At 69.0% G+C, this 17,621-nt stretch carries 13 protein-coding genes; 7 read left to right on the top strand and 6 right to left on the bottom strand.

The window, feature by feature from the left end; all coding sequences use genetic code 11:
- Window position 1: 1 nt before the first annotated feature.
- Window positions 2-3,610, bottom strand: coding sequence for a LamG-like jellyroll fold domain-containing protein (locus ACI3KY_RS06740; RefSeq protein ID WP_404929414.1), 3,609 nt, complete (start codon window positions 3,608-3,610; stop codon window positions 2-4).
- Between the two features lie 525 nt (window positions 3,611-4,135).
- On the opposite strand from ACI3KY_RS06740, the gene ACI3KY_RS06735 reads away from it, so the two are divergent.
- Entirely contained in the window at window positions 4,136-4,699 is a 564-nt protein-coding gene (locus ACI3KY_RS06735; protein ID WP_404929413.1) for a CDP-alcohol phosphatidyltransferase family protein, read from the top strand.
- A gap of 11 nt (window positions 4,700-4,710) precedes the next feature.
- Here ACI3KY_RS06735 and ACI3KY_RS06730 read toward each other — a convergent pair whose 3' ends face one another.
- Together ACI3KY_RS06730 and ACI3KY_RS06725 are read right to left on the bottom strand one after the other, a co-directional pair.
- A complete protein-coding gene (locus ACI3KY_RS06730) occupies window positions 4,711-5,910 on the bottom strand; it encodes a hypothetical protein (protein WP_404929412.1) in 1,200 nt (399 codons plus the stop codon).
- The gene (locus ACI3KY_RS06725) at window positions 5,907-7,049 is read right to left on the bottom strand and encodes a glycosyltransferase family 4 protein (protein ID WP_404929411.1); all 1,143 of its coding nucleotides are present in this window, start codon (window positions 7,047-7,049) and stop codon (window positions 5,907-5,909) included. Before ACI3KY_RS06725 ends, ACI3KY_RS06730 begins: the two co-directional genes overlap by 4 nt.
- Before the next feature lie 115 nt (window positions 7,050-7,164).
- Here ACI3KY_RS06725 and ACI3KY_RS06720 point away from each other — a divergent pair, with 115 nt between their 5' ends.
- Together ACI3KY_RS06720 and ACI3KY_RS06715 are read left to right on the top strand one after the other, a co-directional pair.
- Entirely contained in the window at window positions 7,165-7,719 is a 555-nt protein-coding gene (locus ACI3KY_RS06720; protein ID WP_404929410.1) for a DapH/DapD/GlmU-related protein, read from the top strand.
- Window positions 7,716-8,819, top strand: a complete 1,104-nt coding sequence (locus tag ACI3KY_RS06715; protein WP_404929409.1) for a glycosyltransferase — start codon at window positions 7,716-7,718, stop codon at window positions 8,817-8,819. Before ACI3KY_RS06720 ends, ACI3KY_RS06715 begins: the two co-directional genes overlap by 4 nt.
- Window positions 8,820-8,837: 18 nt before the next feature.
- Here ACI3KY_RS06715 and ACI3KY_RS06710 read toward each other — a convergent pair whose 3' ends face one another.
- Window positions 8,838-10,421: a hypothetical protein gene (locus ACI3KY_RS06710; protein WP_404929408.1), complete on the bottom strand. Its 1,584-nt coding sequence runs from the start codon at window positions 10,419-10,421 to the stop codon at window positions 8,838-8,840.
- 118 nt (window positions 10,422-10,539) lie between these two features.
- Between ACI3KY_RS06710 and ACI3KY_RS06705 the strand changes: the two genes are divergently transcribed.
- Entirely contained in the window at window positions 10,540-12,168 is a 1,629-nt protein-coding gene (locus tag ACI3KY_RS06705) for a polysaccharide biosynthesis tyrosine autokinase (protein ID WP_404929407.1), read from the top strand.
- Between the two features lie 4 nt (window positions 12,169-12,172).
- Complete coding sequence (locus ACI3KY_RS06700) at window positions 12,173-12,736, top strand: hypothetical protein (RefSeq protein WP_404929406.1); 564 nt, start codon at window positions 12,173-12,175, stop codon at window positions 12,734-12,736.
- 10 nt (window positions 12,737-12,746) lie between these two features.
- Here the strand turns inward: ACI3KY_RS06700 and ACI3KY_RS06695 are convergent, their stop codons facing one another.
- Window positions 12,747-14,663 (bottom strand): endo-1,3-alpha-glucanase family glycosylhydrolase, encoded by a 1,917-nt coding sequence (locus tag ACI3KY_RS06695; RefSeq protein ID WP_404929405.1) that lies wholly within the window; start codon window positions 14,661-14,663, stop codon window positions 12,747-12,749.
- A gap of 359 nt (window positions 14,664-15,022) precedes the next feature.
- On the opposite strand from ACI3KY_RS06695, the gene ACI3KY_RS06690 reads away from it, so the two are divergent.
- On the top strand, window positions 15,023-15,754 hold the full coding sequence (locus ACI3KY_RS06690) for an SGNH/GDSL hydrolase family protein (protein ID WP_404929404.1): 732 nt from the start codon (window positions 15,023-15,025) through the stop codon (window positions 15,752-15,754).
- Between the two features lie 142 nt (window positions 15,755-15,896).
- The gene (locus ACI3KY_RS06685) at window positions 15,897-16,370 is read left to right on the top strand and encodes an adenylyltransferase/cytidyltransferase family protein (RefSeq protein WP_404929403.1); all 474 of its coding nucleotides are present in this window, start codon (window positions 15,897-15,899) and stop codon (window positions 16,368-16,370) included.
- Window positions 16,371-16,429: 59 nt separating this feature from the next.
- On the opposite strand, the gene ACI3KY_RS06680 is transcribed toward ACI3KY_RS06685, so the two are convergent.
- Entirely contained in the window at window positions 16,430-17,587 is a 1,158-nt protein-coding gene (locus ACI3KY_RS06680; RefSeq protein WP_404929402.1) for a glycosyltransferase, read from the bottom strand.
- Window positions 17,588-17,621 lie beyond the last annotated feature (34 nt).

The following is a 17,621-nucleotide window of genomic DNA, read 5'->3' as shown; positions in this document are numbered from 1 at the left end:
CTCAGGGTGTCGTGTACGTGAGCGTGAGGGTGGGCCGATAATCCGGCGACGTCGCCTCACGCGACCACAGCCGCACGTTGTCGCTGCCCGCCGGACTGGACAGTCGCAGCGTGATCGATGTGCCGGCGAGCGGTCCGAGGTCAGCAGCCGACAGGTTGGCGATGTACGGGCTGTTCACCGCCGTCGCCCCCGTGAGCTGCCCCAGGACGGCCGCGCCCACGGTGGTCGGGCGGTTGTTCCAGGTGATCGTGCCCTCCTGCCATGCGCCGCTGACAAGCCGGAACTCGTGGATGTCGGTCGATCCGGCTGTCGGATCGGTGGACGTCCGCAGCGAGATCGTCGCCGACGTGAGCACCTGCCCGGCCGGCGCCGCCGGCAGGTCGAACCGCAGGAAGGACTCGATCGTGGTGTTGAAGCGCGACGACATCTGGTTGGTGGCCCCGTAGGCGAACGTCGGGTTGATGGCCGCCGCCATCGAGTCGGCGGTCGTCACGATCGTCTGCGTCGTGGGTGGAGCCGGTGGGTTGGTCACCGTGGCGCTCGCGGCGGCCGAGGCCGCACTCACGTTCGACGATCCATCCCTCGCGGCCACCTTGTAGAACCAGGTGCCCTGCGGTCGAGCACCGTCGGTGAAGGTCGTCGCCGCCACGTCGCCGATCCGAGAAGCGTCGTTCGCCGTGAACCCTGCCGTCGTGCCGCGGTAGACGAGGTACCCGGTGACCCCGACGTTGTCCGTCGAGGCACTCCAGTTCAGGATGACGTTGTTGGCGCCCTCGACGGTCGCCGTCAGTCCCCCTGGCACGCTCGGCGGCGTGCTGTCGGGAGCGACGATGACGACGGATGCCGCGCTCGACGCACCGGAGACGTTCCCGGCGGCGTCGCGAGCGGTGACCTTGTAGTACCACGTGCCCTCGGAAAGCGGCGCGTCGTGATACGAGGTGCCGACGATGTTCGGCTGGATCAGCGTCTCCATGCTCGGGACGAACCCGGCATCCGACCCTCGGTACAGGGCGTAGCCCGTCACCCCGGCGTTGTCGGTCGAGGCCGTCCACGAGATGTCGGCCGCCTGACCCGCCGCGACAGCGTTCACTCCCGTCGGGACGCTCGGGGCCACACCGTCGACGACGGTGACGGGAGCGGAGGCCGCGGAGCCCGCGCTCGCGTTGTTGGCGCCGTCGAAGGCGACGACCTTGTAATAGAAGGTGCCAGGAGGCGGTGCGACGTCTTCGAACGTCGTGCCGGCGACCGTCCCGCGGAGCGTGTCGGTCGCCGGGGTGAACCCGGCGGTCGTCCCGCGATAGACCCGGTAGCCCGCGACGCCGACGTTGTCGGTCGAGGCGGTCCAGGTCACGTCGACGTTCGCTCCGTCGAACGACGCAGCCACCCCTTGAGGCGTGCTCGGAACAACGGTGTCTACGAAGCCGGTCCCGACGCTGAAGTGGTTCTGCACCTGCTGTGGCGACAGCGCCTGGTAGTACACCGCCGTCTCGTCCAGCTGGCCGTCGAAGTAGCGGTTCACCAGGGTGTTGCCCGCACTCGGGTAACCGTTGAGGCTGTCGCCGCCGACATGCCACGTGCCGTTGTAGGTACCGCTGCCCGTCGTGGCGTTCTGCGCCTGGAGGACCCCGTCGACGTACAGCTGCATGCCGCCCGGGCCTTGGGTGCCGACCACGTGGTGCCACTGCCCGTCGTTGGCGGCCGCGAGGCTGCGCAACGTGGTGGTGCCGAACCCGGCGCGAACGCCGAACCGGAGGAACCCGGTCCCGTTCTCCATGTACACGACGCGGTCGACCGTGCCACTGGTGCGATCCGTACCGTCGTCCGTACGGGGACGGCCGTTCGAGGACCCGTAGTTGGCGAGCGCCCCACCGGTGGCCGATGTCGTGCGGAACCACGTCTCCACCGAGTACACAGTGGGTCCGGGCGCGATGACGTCGTTCCAGATGTACTGCGGCAATCCATTCGCCTGGGTGTCGGTGAACGTCGCACTACGGCTGGCATCGTTGGGGATCGCACCCGCGGCCGTGCGGGTCACGCCGTTCTGCGCGAGGCCGTTGAGCCCGACGAGCGTCGATCCGGCGCTGTCCACGACCCACTGCGCGTTCGCCGTGTCGTCGTAGCGGTAGAAGAGCCGCGGCTGATCCGCGATGACGGTGGAGGCGTAGACCGACCCCGTCGCCGATGCCGTGACCGTCGCCGTCCCCGACAGGGCGCTCTGGTTGTTCGCCCGATCGATCGCGCGCACCCGATACGTGTAGCTCGTTCCGGGAGCGACATCCGTATCGACGAAGGTCGCCTGGAAGCGATACCAGTGCTTCGACTGGGCCACGCCGGTCCATACGGGAGTCGTGGTGTTGTTGCCGCGATAGACGGCGTACGTGATGTCCGAGTCGTCCGGGTCGTAGACGCCGCGGATGTTGACCTGGACCGCGTTCGGCGTGATGGCGCGCGCCGCGAGAGCGGGGACCGGTGGGGCGCCCGTGTCGGTCGGGCTGAACCGTGTCAGACCTTGCTGACTGGCCCCGTTGACGCGGGTGAACTCCCCGCCGACCCACAGGTACGGCGTGCCGTTCGTGCCCGGCCCGATCGCGATCGAGCGCGGGCCGATGCCCTCGCCGGTGCCGTCGTTCAGCTCAGGCAGCCAGCCGATCTGCAGCTGCGTCGGGTCGGCGGCGTGGGTCACCGACAGGAACGTGCGCCGGCCGTCAGGGAACATCCCCATCGCGCCGCAGTCGTGGTGGTGGTGCGCCTGGAACAGAAGTCCTTGGTACGGCACCATCGTCTGTGTCGCGCCCGCGCAGTTGTCGCGCCAGGCCTGGCTGTAATCGGACCAGTTGTAGGCGAGGGCGCCGTCGAACCCGGCGAATCCCTCCTGCGCCACGTAGAAGCGCGTGCCGTCGGAGCTGATCGTCTTCGTCCGCGAGGTGTTGCCGACCGTGTTGGCCGGCCATGTGCGCAACACCGCTCCCGTCGTCGAATCCACGACGGCGAAGCTGTGCGAGGCCGATCCGTTGATGTCGAACCAGTCTCCCCCGATGGCAAGTCGGGTGCCGTCCGGGGAGAGCTGGAGCGCATCCCCGCGGGCGTTCTTGTTGGGCACGACGGTGTTGCTGTACAGCTCCTCCGTCGCGCCTGACGCGTTGGCGACGAAGGCGGTCTGCAGAACTCCTGCGCGGTTCACCTTCGCGAAGCTGCGCCTGCTCTGCCCGCCGACGGTCTGGAAGACGCCGCCGAAGTAGACCGCGTCGGCGGCCGGCTCGATCTCGAGCACGTAGTTGGAGATGCCGTTCACCCGGAACGGCGTGACCGTGCAGGTCGCGACGTTGATCTCCGCGAGCCGGCTCACGGCGACGCCGCCGACGCTCGTGAACTGGCCGCCGATGAAGACGGTGTTGCCGTCGGGTGCCGCCTTCACCGCGTACACCGATGCCGCACCGCCGCTGAAGGCGACCGGCAGCTGACACGCGTCGGGCTCCCCCGTCGCGGCGTTCAGAATGGCCAGGCTCTGCAGACTACGCGCGGCGCCCGCCTGTGCCGCGCCGGGGCGGATCTGGCTGAAGCTTCCCCCGACGACTGCCCTGCCGCGGGATATCGCCACTTGCCAGACCACCCCATTGGTCTGCCATGTGGGCAGCGCATCGGCACTGAACGGCAGATCAGGCGAGAGGGCTTTCGCCTCTTCGGCAGGTGGTAAAGCGATCATTCCGATCGCGAGCGCCGCAACAGCGGCAAGGCTCGCGAAAAAGCGAGTACGCACGTCAACCCCGATTCCCAGAATTCGAGACCGGTGCCGCACCTCCCCAGTGGATCACCGGTTGCCCACAGGCTCCCGTCCGCGGGCACACGTGCTGTCGCTGCGCTTTCGGCATCATCGTCGGGTGCAACTTGCCAGTACGCTTGACCGAGGAGTTTACACGACCAGGCGTCAGGCGGCAGGGTGGATTCCGATACCGTGCCTGAGCGTGCGGGGGCAGTGGGGGACATGTCCGGCCTGACCTTTCGCGAAGCCATGGATTCCTTGTCGAGCTCGCAGAAGAGCCGAGTGGGCGTCTCGCTGTATTCGCGCTACATCAACCGTCCGGTAGGACGGGTCCTTGCGGCGGCGGCCGCCTCTACAGGGGTCTCCCCCAACGGCGTGACCGCCGTCTCGGCGCTCTGCACCGCCGTGGGCCTGATCGTGCTGGTGATCAGCCCCGTCGGGTGGGTCACGGGTCTCGTCGTGGCGGTCCTCCTGGTGCTCGGCTTCGCACTGGACTCCGCGGACGGCCAGGTCGCGCGATTGACCGGGCGCGGCAGTCTCGCCGGAGAATGGCTCGACCACGTCGTCGATTCCGGCAAGATGGTCGCCGTCCACGCCGCGGTGCTCGTCGCGGCAGCGAGGCAGGGGCTCTTGACCGGGCTGTGGCTGCTGATCCCGCTGGCGTACATGCTCGTCGCCGTCGTGCTCTTCTCGGGAATGACGATCTTCGAACTGCTTCGCAGGACCCGGCCGCAGCCCGCCGGCCCGCCACGGTCGCCCTCAGCGATCCGCGCGGTCGGCTTGCTCCCGGCCGACTACGGGATCCTCGCCCTCGCCTTCCTCCTGTGGGGCGCATCGCAGATCTTCTTCGTCGTCTATGCGGCCCTCGGAGCCTTGACCGCGCTCATCACGGTCGCTCTGCTCCTCAAGTGGTTCAGGGTGCTGAAGAGCACGAGCTGACCGATGGGCGGCTACGGCTCCGCGCGTGTGTCGCGTCGGTAGTAGAACAGCGCGACGGGGAGGAACAGGAGCGGGGCCGAGACCGCGTTCGCGGCGAAGCCCAGCACGAGGCTCCACTCGTCGCCTCCCAGCGCGTAGCCGATGAGGAACCCCGCTGTCGTGGCCGCGGCGATGCCGATGCGGACCAGCGTCACCGCGGATTGGTGATCGAGCACGCGCAACACGATGCCGTGGATGCCTGCCCACCCCGTGAGGATCGTCGACGCGCCGACCAGGACGAGGCCGAGCAGGAGGTCCGCACGTTCGACACCGGCAGGAGTCCAGCCGCTGAACCAGATGAGACCCACGAGGAACGCGACACCGGCGGTCGCGAGGAGTCCGAGCCGGATGCTGGCACGCCAGCCCCGTGCGATGATCGCGGACGCCTGCCGGTAGCCGGCATGCGTTGCGCCGTCGGCGACGATGTTCGTCGTCGTCGCCGCGAACGCCAGATTCAACGGCCCGAGCAGGGTCTGCGCGAGCCGGACTCCGCCGATGAGGTCGTTCGCGCCGGAACCGGCGAGCACGAAGAGGGGCACCGAGACGATGAACTGCCCGACGGCGAAGTCGAGCGTCTGCCAGGCAGCGGACGACCTGTAGCTGCGGTAGGGGTAGACCCCGACGCGGCGAGGGACCTGCGGGAGCACCACGGCAGCCGCGATCGCGCACGACACCCCGATCGCCAGCATGAACGACAGCGGCGTGGCGGCGAGAACCGGCAGCGCCGTCGCCGAGACGAGCGTCACGCGCACGGCGTCTCCGGCTGCGACGGCCCAGCGGCGGCTCGCGCCGATGGCGCGATATCGGACCCAGTCGTAGAACACCGGAACGGCGCCGGCGACACCGATGATCACAGCCTCGCCGGCACCGACCCCGCCCGAGGTGAGCGCGATCGCCCCCACCGCGAGAGCGGACAGCGATGACACGACGAGCATGTACCGCGCGGGCACGAGGGACTGCGAGTCGGTTCGCTGGAAGATCAGGGCGGGTTGGAAGAGGGCCGCGCGGGATCCTCCGACCGCGAGCGCACTGGCCAGCGTGATGATCGAGAAGGAGGTGAACGCCGCCGGATCCATGCGCACCGCGGCGATCAGCATCGGCACCGCCCCCGCGGCGCTCGAGAGGATCTGTGCGACCGTCAGCGGACGGGGGAGCCTCGGACGGGGACTCATCTCGCTGCCGCTCGAACCGCGGCTTCGAGATTGGCGCCGACCGCCTCGACACTGAACCGGTCCGGAGGCGCGGCGGCGATCGCCAGCTGCTCTGCGAGGTGCGCGTCGTGCCGCAGGAAGGTCGCGAGGGCATCGGCAAGCGCCCGCGGGTCGACGGGATCGACGGCGACGGCGGCGGCCCCCGACTCGATGATCTCCTCGGCCGCCCCGTCCCGCGTCGACAGCACGACGGGACGCCGCGCATTGACGGCCTCGAAGCCCGCGAGTGAGCGGTAGTCGCCCTGCGTCGGACAGATGACGACGTGCGCGCGAGCGTAGTCCGCAGCCACCTCGTCGTGCGGCCTTCGGCCGTGGAAGCGCACCCTCCCGACCAGGCCCAGATCGAGGAGCTGCCGTTCGAGCGCCGCGCGCTCAGGTCCGTCCCCGACGACATCCAGCGTCCACTCCCGTACGTGCTCGGGGAGGATGGCGAGGGCGGCGAGCAGGAGGTGGAGCCCCTTCCTGCGCTGAAGGCTGTTCAGGAACAGGAAGCGCACGGGTCCGCCGTCGTCGAAGGCCGTCGGCGGATCCTCCGCCGGCTGGGACGTCAGGTACGGCCCGATGCGCAGCCGTCCGGCCCGGATGCCCAGTCGTTCCCGCGCGTAACGCGCGGTCCTCTCGTTGCTCACCAGCACGATGTGCGACCGACGCGCGAAGATCCGCTTCACCGCGGTCGCGAGTCGGCCCTCCGCGCCGCCGCGGAACGACGGCTCGGACTCGATCAGCTGCACCACCCGTCGTCGGCGGAGATGCGCCGCGGCGGCCGAGACCAATGCCGTGGGAGTGAACTCGACGACGATGACGACATCGGTCGGACGCCGCATCATCCGCCAGACCGCTCGGGGCGTCGGCACGCGGAGGTTGCCGGTATACGTGAACTCCCCCACCCGGCGGTCGCGTCCGCGCACCCAGAACCGCAGGTCCGGAGCGAGCGGAAGCTCCGGATAGCGCTCGAGCGGATAGCCCTCTCTCACGAGGACGACGGCCTCCGGAAACCTCCGGGCGAACTGCCCGAGGACCTCGCGGAAGTAGGCCAGATCATCGCCGAACCCGAAGGCACCGCTCACCCACACCGCTCGCAGTCGATCGGACCCTGTCACCCGGCCCTCCCTCGACGGTGTGATCGACCGCGACAGCACTGAGCGGTCCGCGAGGTGCGTGCGAGTGATCATATCCGCTGACCCGCGGAAATCACGCGTGGCTAGGATGTCGCCCATGGGGGGACGACGCAGTCTTGCCGGTTTCACGGGCGCCGGCTACGACAAAGGGCGCGGCATCGCCTGGCAGGCGGCATGGCAGCTCGCCTCCAGCCTTCTCGTCATGCCCTGGTTCGTGCCGGCCGACGTTCGCGTCGCCGTGCTGAGAGCGTTCGGCGCCAGGATCGGCCAGGGAGTGAATCTCCGTGCCGGCGTTCGCGTCCACTGGCCGTGGAAGCTCACGATCGGCGACGACTCGTGGATCGGCGAGCGCGTGTGGATCCTCAATCTCGAGCCGGTGACGATCGGCAGTGACGTGTGTGTCTCACAGGGCGTCTTCCTCTGCACCGGGAGCCACGACCGGCGCTCTCCGACGTTCGAGTTCGACAACGCGCCGATCGCGATCGAGGACGGAGCGTGGATCGCGGCGCGGGCGACGGTGCTGCGCGGCGTGAGGGTGGGCCGGGATGCGGTCGTCGGCGCCACGGCGCTGGTCACGTCGGACGTGCATCCGGGATCCATCGTTCTGGCCCCGCGCGCATCCGTCCGCGACCCGGTGGAGCCGACCGCGTGAAGATCCTGGGAGTGGTCACCCTGCTGAGCCCATCGGGCGAGTACGGCGGACCGACTCGGGTCGCGGTCAATCAGCTCCGCGCACTCCAGGACCTGGGGCACCAGGTGGTGCTCGCCGGGACGCACCGCGGGTTCGAGGGCGACGTCCCGACCGAGATCGAAGGCGTGCCGGCCAAGCTCTTCCCGGCCCGCACCCTCCTGCCCCGCACCGGGTTCGCGGGTCTCGGCTCGCCCGAGCTGTGGAGAGCCGTCCACCGCCACGCCCGGGAGTTCGACGTCGTCCACGTGCACGCTGCGCGCGACCTCGTGACGCTTCCTTCGGCGCTCATCGCGCTCCGGCGCGCGGTGCCCGTCGTCGTGCAGACGCACGGCATGATCGACGAGACGAGCCATCCGCTCGCCGTCCCCCTCGATCTGGCGCTGACCCGGCCCGTGCTGCGCCGAGCGCGGATCGTGACCTACCTGACCTCGCGCGAGCGCGCGTCGTTGGAGTCCGTCTCCCGCGGCGAGGCTCGACTGGAAGAGCTGCCGAACGGGGTCCCGCTGGAAGCTGCTGCAGCAGCTGCCGGTCCGGCGCGGGTGCTCTATCTTGCTCGTCTCGCACCCCGCAAGCGCCCGGTCGCGTTCGTCGAAGCCGCGTCGCGCGTCGCGGCCGAATTCCCCGAAGCCGCCTTCGCGCTCGTCGGACCGGATGAGGGCGAGCGTGCACCGGTGCTGAGGGCGATCGCCTCCTCCGGAGCAGCGGGCCGCATCGCGTGGGAGGGCCCTGTCGGCATGAGCGGGGCGGCGGAGCGGATGCGGCAGGCCACGCTGTACGTCCTGCCGAGTGTCGACGAGCCCTACCCGATGTCGGTGCTGGAGGCGATGTCGGTGGGGCTGCCCGTCATCATCACCGACAGCTGTGGACTCGCTCCGTTCGTCCGTGAGCACGATGCCGGCATCGTGGCGGACCACACGGTCGAGAGCCTCACCGACGCGCTGCGCACCCTGGTCGCAGATCCGGAGCGCGCCGCCGCCCTGGGCGCGCGGGGTCGGGATGCGGTGCGCGCGGAGCGCAGCATGGCCGCCATCGCCCAGCGCCTCGAGCGCTTCTACCGGTAGCCGCAGTGCGGCGGGCCGTCACGGGGCCCCCGGCGCAGGATGGATCGACGCCGGGGGTGGTCCCGCGGCGGCCGCATCGGGCGTGGGCGGTGGTGGCGCATCCGGGTCCGGACCCGTCTCCGCCCGTGCCCGGCCACCGACGACGAGCAAGATGCAGAGGACGGTGAGGAACAGTGCGCCGGTCGCCTGCAGCAGAGATCCGCGCAGCAGGATCGTCATGAACACGGGGAGGATGGCACCGACGATGGCCCAGACTCCGCCGACTCGCAGGGCGGGAACGATACGGCTGTCCATCGCGCGCAGCAGCAGGCCGAGGAGCAGGAAGCCGACCACGACGGCGATGATGCCACCGTTCACCAGCGCCTCGGCCCACGTCGGCGCCGACAGATTGTCGAAGGTGTATCCCCGGTACTCGGCCAGGAGGATGCCCGTGTCGGTGGGCTTGTTCGGCCAGAGGGCTCGAGGGACCCAGAAGAGGACGCTGCCGGCCAACTGGTTCATCGGTGCGACGAGACCGTCCACCCAGTAGGACAGCGCATTGGCGACCTGCCAGAACGCGTCGTAGTCCGGATTGGACAGGTACTCGGCGAAGAAGCCCGACCGGGTGCTCGTCGCCGGACCCACGCGGCGGAATGCGTCGGCGATCGGGAAGACGAAGAGGAATCCGGCGATCGCCGCGAGCATCGTGATCCGCGCCCGTCGGCGCGTCCGCACGGCGCCGGCGTAGACCGCCAAGGCGAAGACGACGGTGCCGAAGGAGTACCTCGCACTCGTGATCGGATTGACGATGAGAAGGAGGACGACCGCTCCTGTCACGGCTCCGACCAGCGCCAGCCGACGACTCTGGGCACTGCTCGCGGTTCGACGCAGTTGGGCCAAGGCGCCGACAGCGACCAGCATCGGGTAGATCCCACTGGCATAGATGATGCTCCGGACCGCGGGGTCCGGCCATGCGGCAGCACGCGCCGCGGCCGCCGCATCCCGGCTTCCGAGCAGCGCGATCGCACCGAGCTTCCACAGGACGTAGCCGCTCAGGGCGAGGGAGATGACGAAGAGCGCGACGGTGCGCCAACTGCTGACCGGGCGCACGACGAGCGGCCGCTCCGCCGTCCGACGGCGACCTTCCCGCAGCATGAACAGCAGGCTTCCCACCTCGTAGCAGAACACGCCGAGCACGATCACCCCCGCCGTCGGCATGTCGAATCCGGTGTCGACTCCGGGCGTCGTCGTCGAGGTGAGGCCGGACACGATCTGGGCGGTCGGAGCCATGCCCATGAAGATGTAGACGAACAGCCAGAAGAAGAAGTCGAACAGCCTCGGTGTTCCGCGCACCCAGAGCAGCGAGAGGCGGATCCCGGCCCAGACCAGCAGCACGAGAGTGACGATCCAGGCGTCGCTGCGTGGCAGATCCGAGACATCAGCGATCAGGAATGCCGGGACCCCGACCGACAGGACCGCCAGGGAGGTGACGAGGAGGAGGACGCGCAGCCCTCGTCGCAGCTCGTCATCCCCCGCGGCATCGGGAGCGCGGTAGGCGCCTCGCGCGCCGTGGGATCCCTCGCGGCGCGGCCCGGATTGCGACAGCTGATCGGTTCGCGTCATCGGCGCCGTCCACGAGGATTTCGGAAGGGCTGAACGCTCAGTCCGAGAGATATAGCATTATAAGGGGATTGGGGAGAATTTCGGTTCGTTCTACCCCTCGGCGTGATCGGACGAGGGTATGGAAACCAGAAGTCTGCTGCGGCTCATCCGCCATCACTGGGCGGTCGTCGTATCGTGCATCCTGCTCGGCGTGCTCGCAGGCTGGTTGCTCGTCGTGTCCACCCCTCGCGAATACACCGCGAGCGCGGACGTGTTCGTCACCGTCACCGGTGGCGCCAGCACCGGAGAGCTCGCGCAATCGTCGAACTTCTCGCAGCTGCAGGCTCGGAATTTCAGCGCGGTCGCAACCCGCGAGGTGGTGCTCGCCCCGGTGATCGAGTCCCTCGACCTCGACGTGACGATCTCGCAGCTGCGCCGCCAGGTATCCACATCGGTGCCCTTGAACACGAGTGTCATCACCATCTCGGCGACGGACGAGTCCCCCGCTCGTGCGGCCGCCATCGCCAACTCGGTGTCGAAGTTCCTCGCAGAGGTCGTCCCGTCACTCACGCCGCGGGTGGACGGCCAGTCGCCCGTCCGGCTGCAGGTGATCGAGTCGGCGAAGCCTCCGACGGCGCCGTCGTCGCCCAATGTCCCCCTCCTGCTGCTCACGGGCCTCCTGGCCGGCCTCGTCGCCGCGACGGTCTTCGTCGTGCTCCGGGGCGTCGTCGACGCCCGCGTCCGCGACAAGGAGCAGGTCACCGAACTCACCGGGCTGCCGGTGCTGGGGGTCATCTCGTTCGACCGCCGCGCGCAGCGGGATCCCATCGCCGTCATCAAGGCCGGGTCCCGGCGCGGCGAGGAGTATCGGCAGCTCCGCGCCAATCTTCGCTTCCTCCAGCCTGGGGAGGTCCACAAGGTCTTCTCGATCACGTCGTCCCGCCCCGGCGAAGGCAAGAGCGCGACGGCGGCCAACATCGCCGCCGCGCTCGCCGCATCGGGTCTCGCGGTCTGCCTCGTGGAGGCCGACCTGCGACGACCGACGCTGGGCGGCCTGCTCGATCTTCCGGAGTACTCCGGGTTCACCGACGTGCTCACCGGAGACATCGCGCTGGAGGATGCGATCGTGAGCTGGGGTCCCGACGATCTCAAGGTCCTCCTCGCCGGTTCGCGGCCGCCCAACCCGAGCGAACTGCTCGAGTCGACCGCGGCGAGCGCGGCACTGCAGCGGCTGCGCGAACGCTTCGACGTGACCATCATCGACTGCCCCCCTATCAATCCCGTGCCGGACGGTGCCGTGGTGGCGCGCCTGCTCGGTGGCGTCATCCTGGTCATCGGCGCCCGCGTGCTTCGCGTGCGGGAGCTGCGTCGGGCGCTGGACCGCCTGACCTCGCTGGGGACGTCGGTCGAGGGAGCGGTGTTCAACATGTCCCGCTCGCGGGAGGACGCCCGCTACGACTACGCACCGGCCAAGGCGCCGACGCGCCCGACCGAGGACGACGCCGCAGACGAACCGTCGGACGCGGCGCCTGATGCCGGTGCCGGCGCCGGCGCCGGTGCCGGCGCTGCTGACGACGGCCCCGCCGTCGGCACGACGACAGCCCCACCGCATGTGCCGGGTGATTCGCGTCCGGGCGAGCACGAGCCGGCCGTCCCGGGCGACTGGCCCGCGGGCGAAGGGTCCGACCAGAGGGCGGGAAGGCGCCGCTCGGCGTCGCCTGCCCACTTCCCGCCGCTGAGCGCGGTCGAGTCGCAGCGCGAGACCTGATGCCATGAGCGACGGGCAGGGTTCGATCCTCTTCGTCTGCACGGGAAACGTCTGCCGGTCTCCGTACCTCGAGTGGGGGCTGCGAGCAGCCCTGGAGTCCGCCGGTGGGCCGGTCGTCCGACTGACGTCGGCGGGTGTCGCGCCGCTCATGGGCCACCCCATGAGCGGCTACTTGCTCAAGCGCCTCCAGACCAGGGGAATCGACGCATCGGAGTTCCGGGCGCGGGCGCTGACGGACGGGATGGTGGCTCGGGCCGACGTCGTGCTCACCGCTTCACGCGAGCACCGAGGACTCATCGTCCGCCAGATGCCGTCCGTGGCGACGCGGACGTTCACCGTCCTGCAGTTCGCCCGACTGCTGCGGTACCGCCCCGCATCGAGGAGCGGTCATGCGGACCTGGCCGCTTTGGTGGCCCTCGCCCAGCAGGCACGTGGTCTGGCGGGCGCCTCGACGGAGCATGACGACATCGAGGACCCGTGGAAGCGTTCCCGCCGGGTCTATGCGAGGAGCGCGGGAAAGATGGACGAGGTGCTCGAGGAGATCCTCGAGCACCTCGTCCAGCGATGAACCGCCGGTCTTACCAGCTGCTGACCGCGTAGTACTGCAGGTCCTGCACGTACGGCGTCGACACGACCTGGTACGGGGAGGTGACGGACTCCGCCGTCGCACCCGACCGGACGATCTTCGCCGACACCGCTCCCAGCTTCAGCGGCACCGTGTACGCGGAGACTCCCGCGGGCGCCGAGAAGCTCGTGGTCGTGCCGCCGACGGTGATCTGCACCGTCGCCGCGGAGGGTAGCCACACGAGGGCTTCCACCATGTCGCGAGCAGGCGTCGAGGTGCCGTCGAGCGCAGGGGCGCCCATGAGCGACTGGGAGTACGACGGCTTCGCATCCACGAACTGCGTGCGGTGGGTGAGCACGATGGCATCCGACGTGATCGCCGGCTGTGAGCCGGTGTGGAACCACGAGGTGTAGTACCGCGTCAGATCCAGGAATGCCGAGCCGTGGTCCTGGGACGGCGCGATCTGGGTCGACTCGCTGTAGTCGTTCCAGGTCACGAGCTGGACGTAGTCGGCCTTCTGGGAGATGGCCCTGGTCCATTGCGCCCGCACGGAGGCGGTGTTGTTCGCCTCAGCCCATGACTGCGAGTTGAACCGGACGTCCTGCACCGCGACCGGCGCCATCCACGTCTTACCGAGGGCGTGGGCACGTGCCGCGTTGTCCGCGCTGTTCAGCGTCGTGCGCTCCGTGCGCGTACCCCAGTTGCCGAAGCCGTCGGCGATGGGAGCGTAGGCCTTGAAGTTGGCGTCGCTGGCGTTGTTGAACACGGCCTGGAACGTGATGGGGAGCCCGTACTTGGTCTCCAGCAGGTTGATGACCTGGGTCCACCACGAGACCGATGCGCCTTCCGCCTTGAAGCTGGACAGGACGTACTCGCCGTCCTCCTTGTAGGCGGAGCCCGACTTGTAGAGCTGGCTGAGCAGTGAGGCGGCCGTGTCGGGAGTGTTGGAAGAGAAGCTGGAGGAACCGTCGACCATGGGCACGACGGCGAACCCGCCGACCTGCGCGGCTGCCTTCATCATGTTGACGGAGGCATCCCAGTTCTGTCCGCTCGCGCTCATCAGGTTGAGCGTGAAGCCGTCGATGCCCGCGGACTTGGCCTGCCGGACCTCAGCGGCGAAGTTGTCCACTCGCCAGGTCGTCGAGGTCGACACTCCGGGTGAGATCGGTCGGTCACGCAGGAGGCCGCCGACGGATGCGAACTTGCCGCCTTCACCATCCGGGCTGAGGTAGTTGCGGGTGTAGTAGTCGGTCGACTCGGTCTTGTTGTCGATCGACAGCGGATACGGCACGAAGTAGTGCGCGAAGACGAGCGGGCCGTCGGCGGGGGTCTCCGCAGGAGTCGTCGGAGCAGGCGCCGGCGTGGGCGTCGTGGACACCGGCGCCGTGCTCACCTCGATGCGGGGGACATCGGCGTTGAAGCGCTCCATCCGAAGCTGAATGTACCGCTGGCTGTAGTTCAGTGCCAGGGCGAAGTCACCGGTGGTCGCGACGGAGCGGACGTCGAGCGGGATGCGGAGCGTCTGCCCCTTCACCGCAGTCGCACTGGGCTGCGACACCGCGGATCCGGTCGTGCCCGGCTGATTGTCGTGCGTCAGCGAGGTGGACTTCCACGAGGCGGACGTGGGGTACGCGACGAGTCCCGGGGCGGTGGCCGTGGTGCTGTTCACCTTGACCACGAGCGTCGCGGCCGTCACCTGGCGTCCGGCGAGCGCGTCGCCGTCGAACTTGAGGTAGCTGCGGTCGGAGGTCGCGGTCGCGCTCAGCAGACCGGACTGCGGCACGGTCGGCTGACGTGCCGTCGTCCAGGCCGTGTCGGTGGCGGTGAGCACGACCTGATCAGCGGCGTTGGCGGCGTCGGCGCCCGTGGTGAGCGGGATGATGGCGCCCGCCACCATCGCGGCGACGATGAAGCCGCCGAGTGCCTTCACGCGGCGCGCGAGGCCGCGAGGCTCGGCCGTTGCGGGCCGGTTTCTGAGGCGGTGGCGTGGGGATGTTCGGAGGTTCTGAGTAACGGGATATGTCACGGGTGACTCGTGTCCTTCGTGGTTGATCGGGGTGGGCTGCGCTACGACCCCCATCGCGGCGCGATCCCCCAGACGAATACGTCACGTTAGCCGTGCGGCGCGGGCCGCTCCTAATCGAGAGCGCGTATATTAGGCGATTCTCAGAAACGAGCGCGACGGCGACACGGCTTCTGCCGCGAGATCGTTACCGATTTTCGGTAGGATCTCCTCGTCGGCCGGTACCCGAACCAGGCCGGGTCTGTCTCCGGGGGACAGCCATGCGAATGCTCCGTAGAGATGTCGGCGGAATGCCGCTGTGGGCGCTCACGCTCGTGGTCGTCGCCGTCATCGCGATCACCGCCTTCTTGAGCAGTGGAGGCGCTGCGCGCGGCAAGATTCCCCAGTACACGCCTCCCGGCGACGCTGCGACCCCGACGATCCCCGCGCCCATGCCACTGGCCGTCTTCATCGGCGACTCCTACACGCAGGGAGCGGGAGGCGGTGGGGTTCGGTGGCCGACCCTGGTCGGGGAGGCCCACGGATGGGACGTCGACAACCTGGGCCTCGGCGGAACGGGCTACATCAGAACCTCCGACGCGAACAGCTGCGGGCGCCCGTACTGCGGGAGATACGGCCAGACGATCGACGAGATCATCGGCTCGCCGACGTACATCGTCGTCTCCGGAGGGCGCAACGACGTCGGCCTCCCGACCGCCGATGTCACCGCTGCCGCCGATGCGCTGTTCGGCGCGCTCCACCAGCGTTACCCCGACGCCAAGATCTTCGTGATGGCCCCCTGGTTCGACGACGATCCGCCGCCACCCTCCGCGGGTGAGTTCACGCAGGCGATCCAGGCCGCGGCGCTGGAGAATCAGCTCGTCTATCTCGACTCCGGCCAGCCGCTGTTCGGCAGGCCGGACCTCATCTCCGAGGACGGCGTGCACCCCAACGCGGCGGGCTATCAGGCTCTCGCTGCCGCGGTCTCGGCGGTGCTCGATCCCCAACTGGCGCCCTAGGCACCACACCTCGGCGGAGATCGCCACATCCACGCGGGCGCCCGCCGCGGAGTCTCAGCCCTGTCGGTGCGGTCAGGTCTGCTGTAGGGTTCGGCGTACAGACCGGGTGTGTGGGACGCCTTGGGATTCACATGGGGGAATCATGGCTGTACGCATCGGCTACGCCGCCGGGGCATTCGACCTCTTTCACGTCGGACACCTCAACATCCTTCGACATGCCAAAGAGAACTGCGACTTCCTCATCGCGGGTGTCGTCAGCGACGAGATGCTCCGACTCGTGAAGAAGGTCGATCCGATCATCCCGACCGCCGAACGCGTCGAGATCGTCCGGAGCATCACGTACGTCGACAGCGTCCACATCGAGAACGTGCCCGACAAGCTCGAGACGTGGCGACAGCTGCACTTCACCCACTTCTTCAAGGGCGACGACTGGCGCGGAACCGAGAAGGGCGCTCAGCTGGAACGGGAGTTCGCCGAGGTGGGAGTCGAGGTCGTCTACTTCCCGTACACGGTGCACACATCGAGCACCGCGCTGCGTCACGCCCTCGAGATCATGGCCGTGTCGCACGCGCATGACGAGGTGGTCCCGGGGGGAGTCGCCGTCTCGCATGGTTGAGCGACGGGCACGACCGGATGCCGCGAGCCGCGGCATCCGTTCTCCTACGGGTCGTCGGGTCAGAGCTCGCCCGGCGCGGTCGCCTGCGCATCGAGCTCGTCGACGAAGCGGCGGGCGGGGCTGGGCTCGACACCCGGCTTGCGGGGCGCGTAGACGACCAGCGAGTGGAACAGGAAGCGCACGAAGAACGCCAGCACGAGGGTGATCGCGGTCGCCACGACGGCCGAGATATGCCCTGTCGACACCATCACCGCCACGATCGGGATGCGCACCAGCGCCTCGGCGTTGTTGAAGGTGAACGACTTCGCGAACCGCAGCCACACGCCTGACGCGTTGTCGCGCATGTCGTCGAAGACGAAGCGCTCCTGGAGCAGGAAGTTCCCGATGATCGTCACCTCGGCGGCGACGATCGCAGCGACGATGTAATCCACACCGAGCTGCGTCAGCGCCCACACGATCGCGACGTTCGCGACCGCGCCGAGACCGCCGATCACGGCGAACAGCGACATCTTGCCGAAGCGCAGCGCGGTGAGCTGAGTGAGGAAGTGCAGGCCCTGACGGACCGACGCCTTGGATTCGCCGGCGTGGCGGTCGGCGAAGTCGAACGGGATCTCGGCGACGCGCATCGGCCGGCGGGCGAGGATCTCGAGCAGGATCTTGAACCCTCGCGGCCGCAGGAGCGCCTGGTCGACGGTGCGACGATCGATGAGGAAGAAGCCGGTCATCGGATCGGTCACATCGCGCAGCCGGATCGGGAACATCGCGCGGGTCACCGCCGTCGACGCCTTCGACACCATCACGCGCGTGCGATCGGCGAGGCCGTGGGCGGTGCCACCGCCCGCATAGCGCGAGGCGACGACGACATCCACATCACCGCGGGAGAAGGTGCGCCACAGCTCGGGGATCTTCTCGGGCGGATGCTGCAGGTCGCCGTCGATGACGAGGCACGCGTCCGCGGCGGCCATCGCGAAGCCCTCGAGCACCGCTCCGCCGAGCCCGCCCTCAGGCTTCTCGCGGTGCAGCAGCCGCACCGGGAGCGGGGCGGACGCCGCCACCTCGCGGATCACGTCGGGCGTGGCATCCGTGCTGTCATCGACGAAGACGATCTCCGCATCGATGCCGCCCGGCACCGCGTCGAGCGCGCCGGCGACACGGCGAACGAGCTCCGCCACGTTGGGAGCCTCGTTGTATGTCGGGACGATGATCGACAGCTGCATCGCCGCCATCCTGCCATGCAGCGCTGAACGGGAG

This window comes from Microbacterium sp. ZW T2_14, assembly GCF_044987405.1.
In the GTDB taxonomy this organism is placed as follows: Bacteria; Actinomycetota; Actinomycetes; order Actinomycetales; family Microbacteriaceae; genus Microbacterium.
The sequence above is the reverse complement of the archived record's forward strand: the minus strand, read 5'-3'. Positions and strand labels throughout refer to the sequence as shown.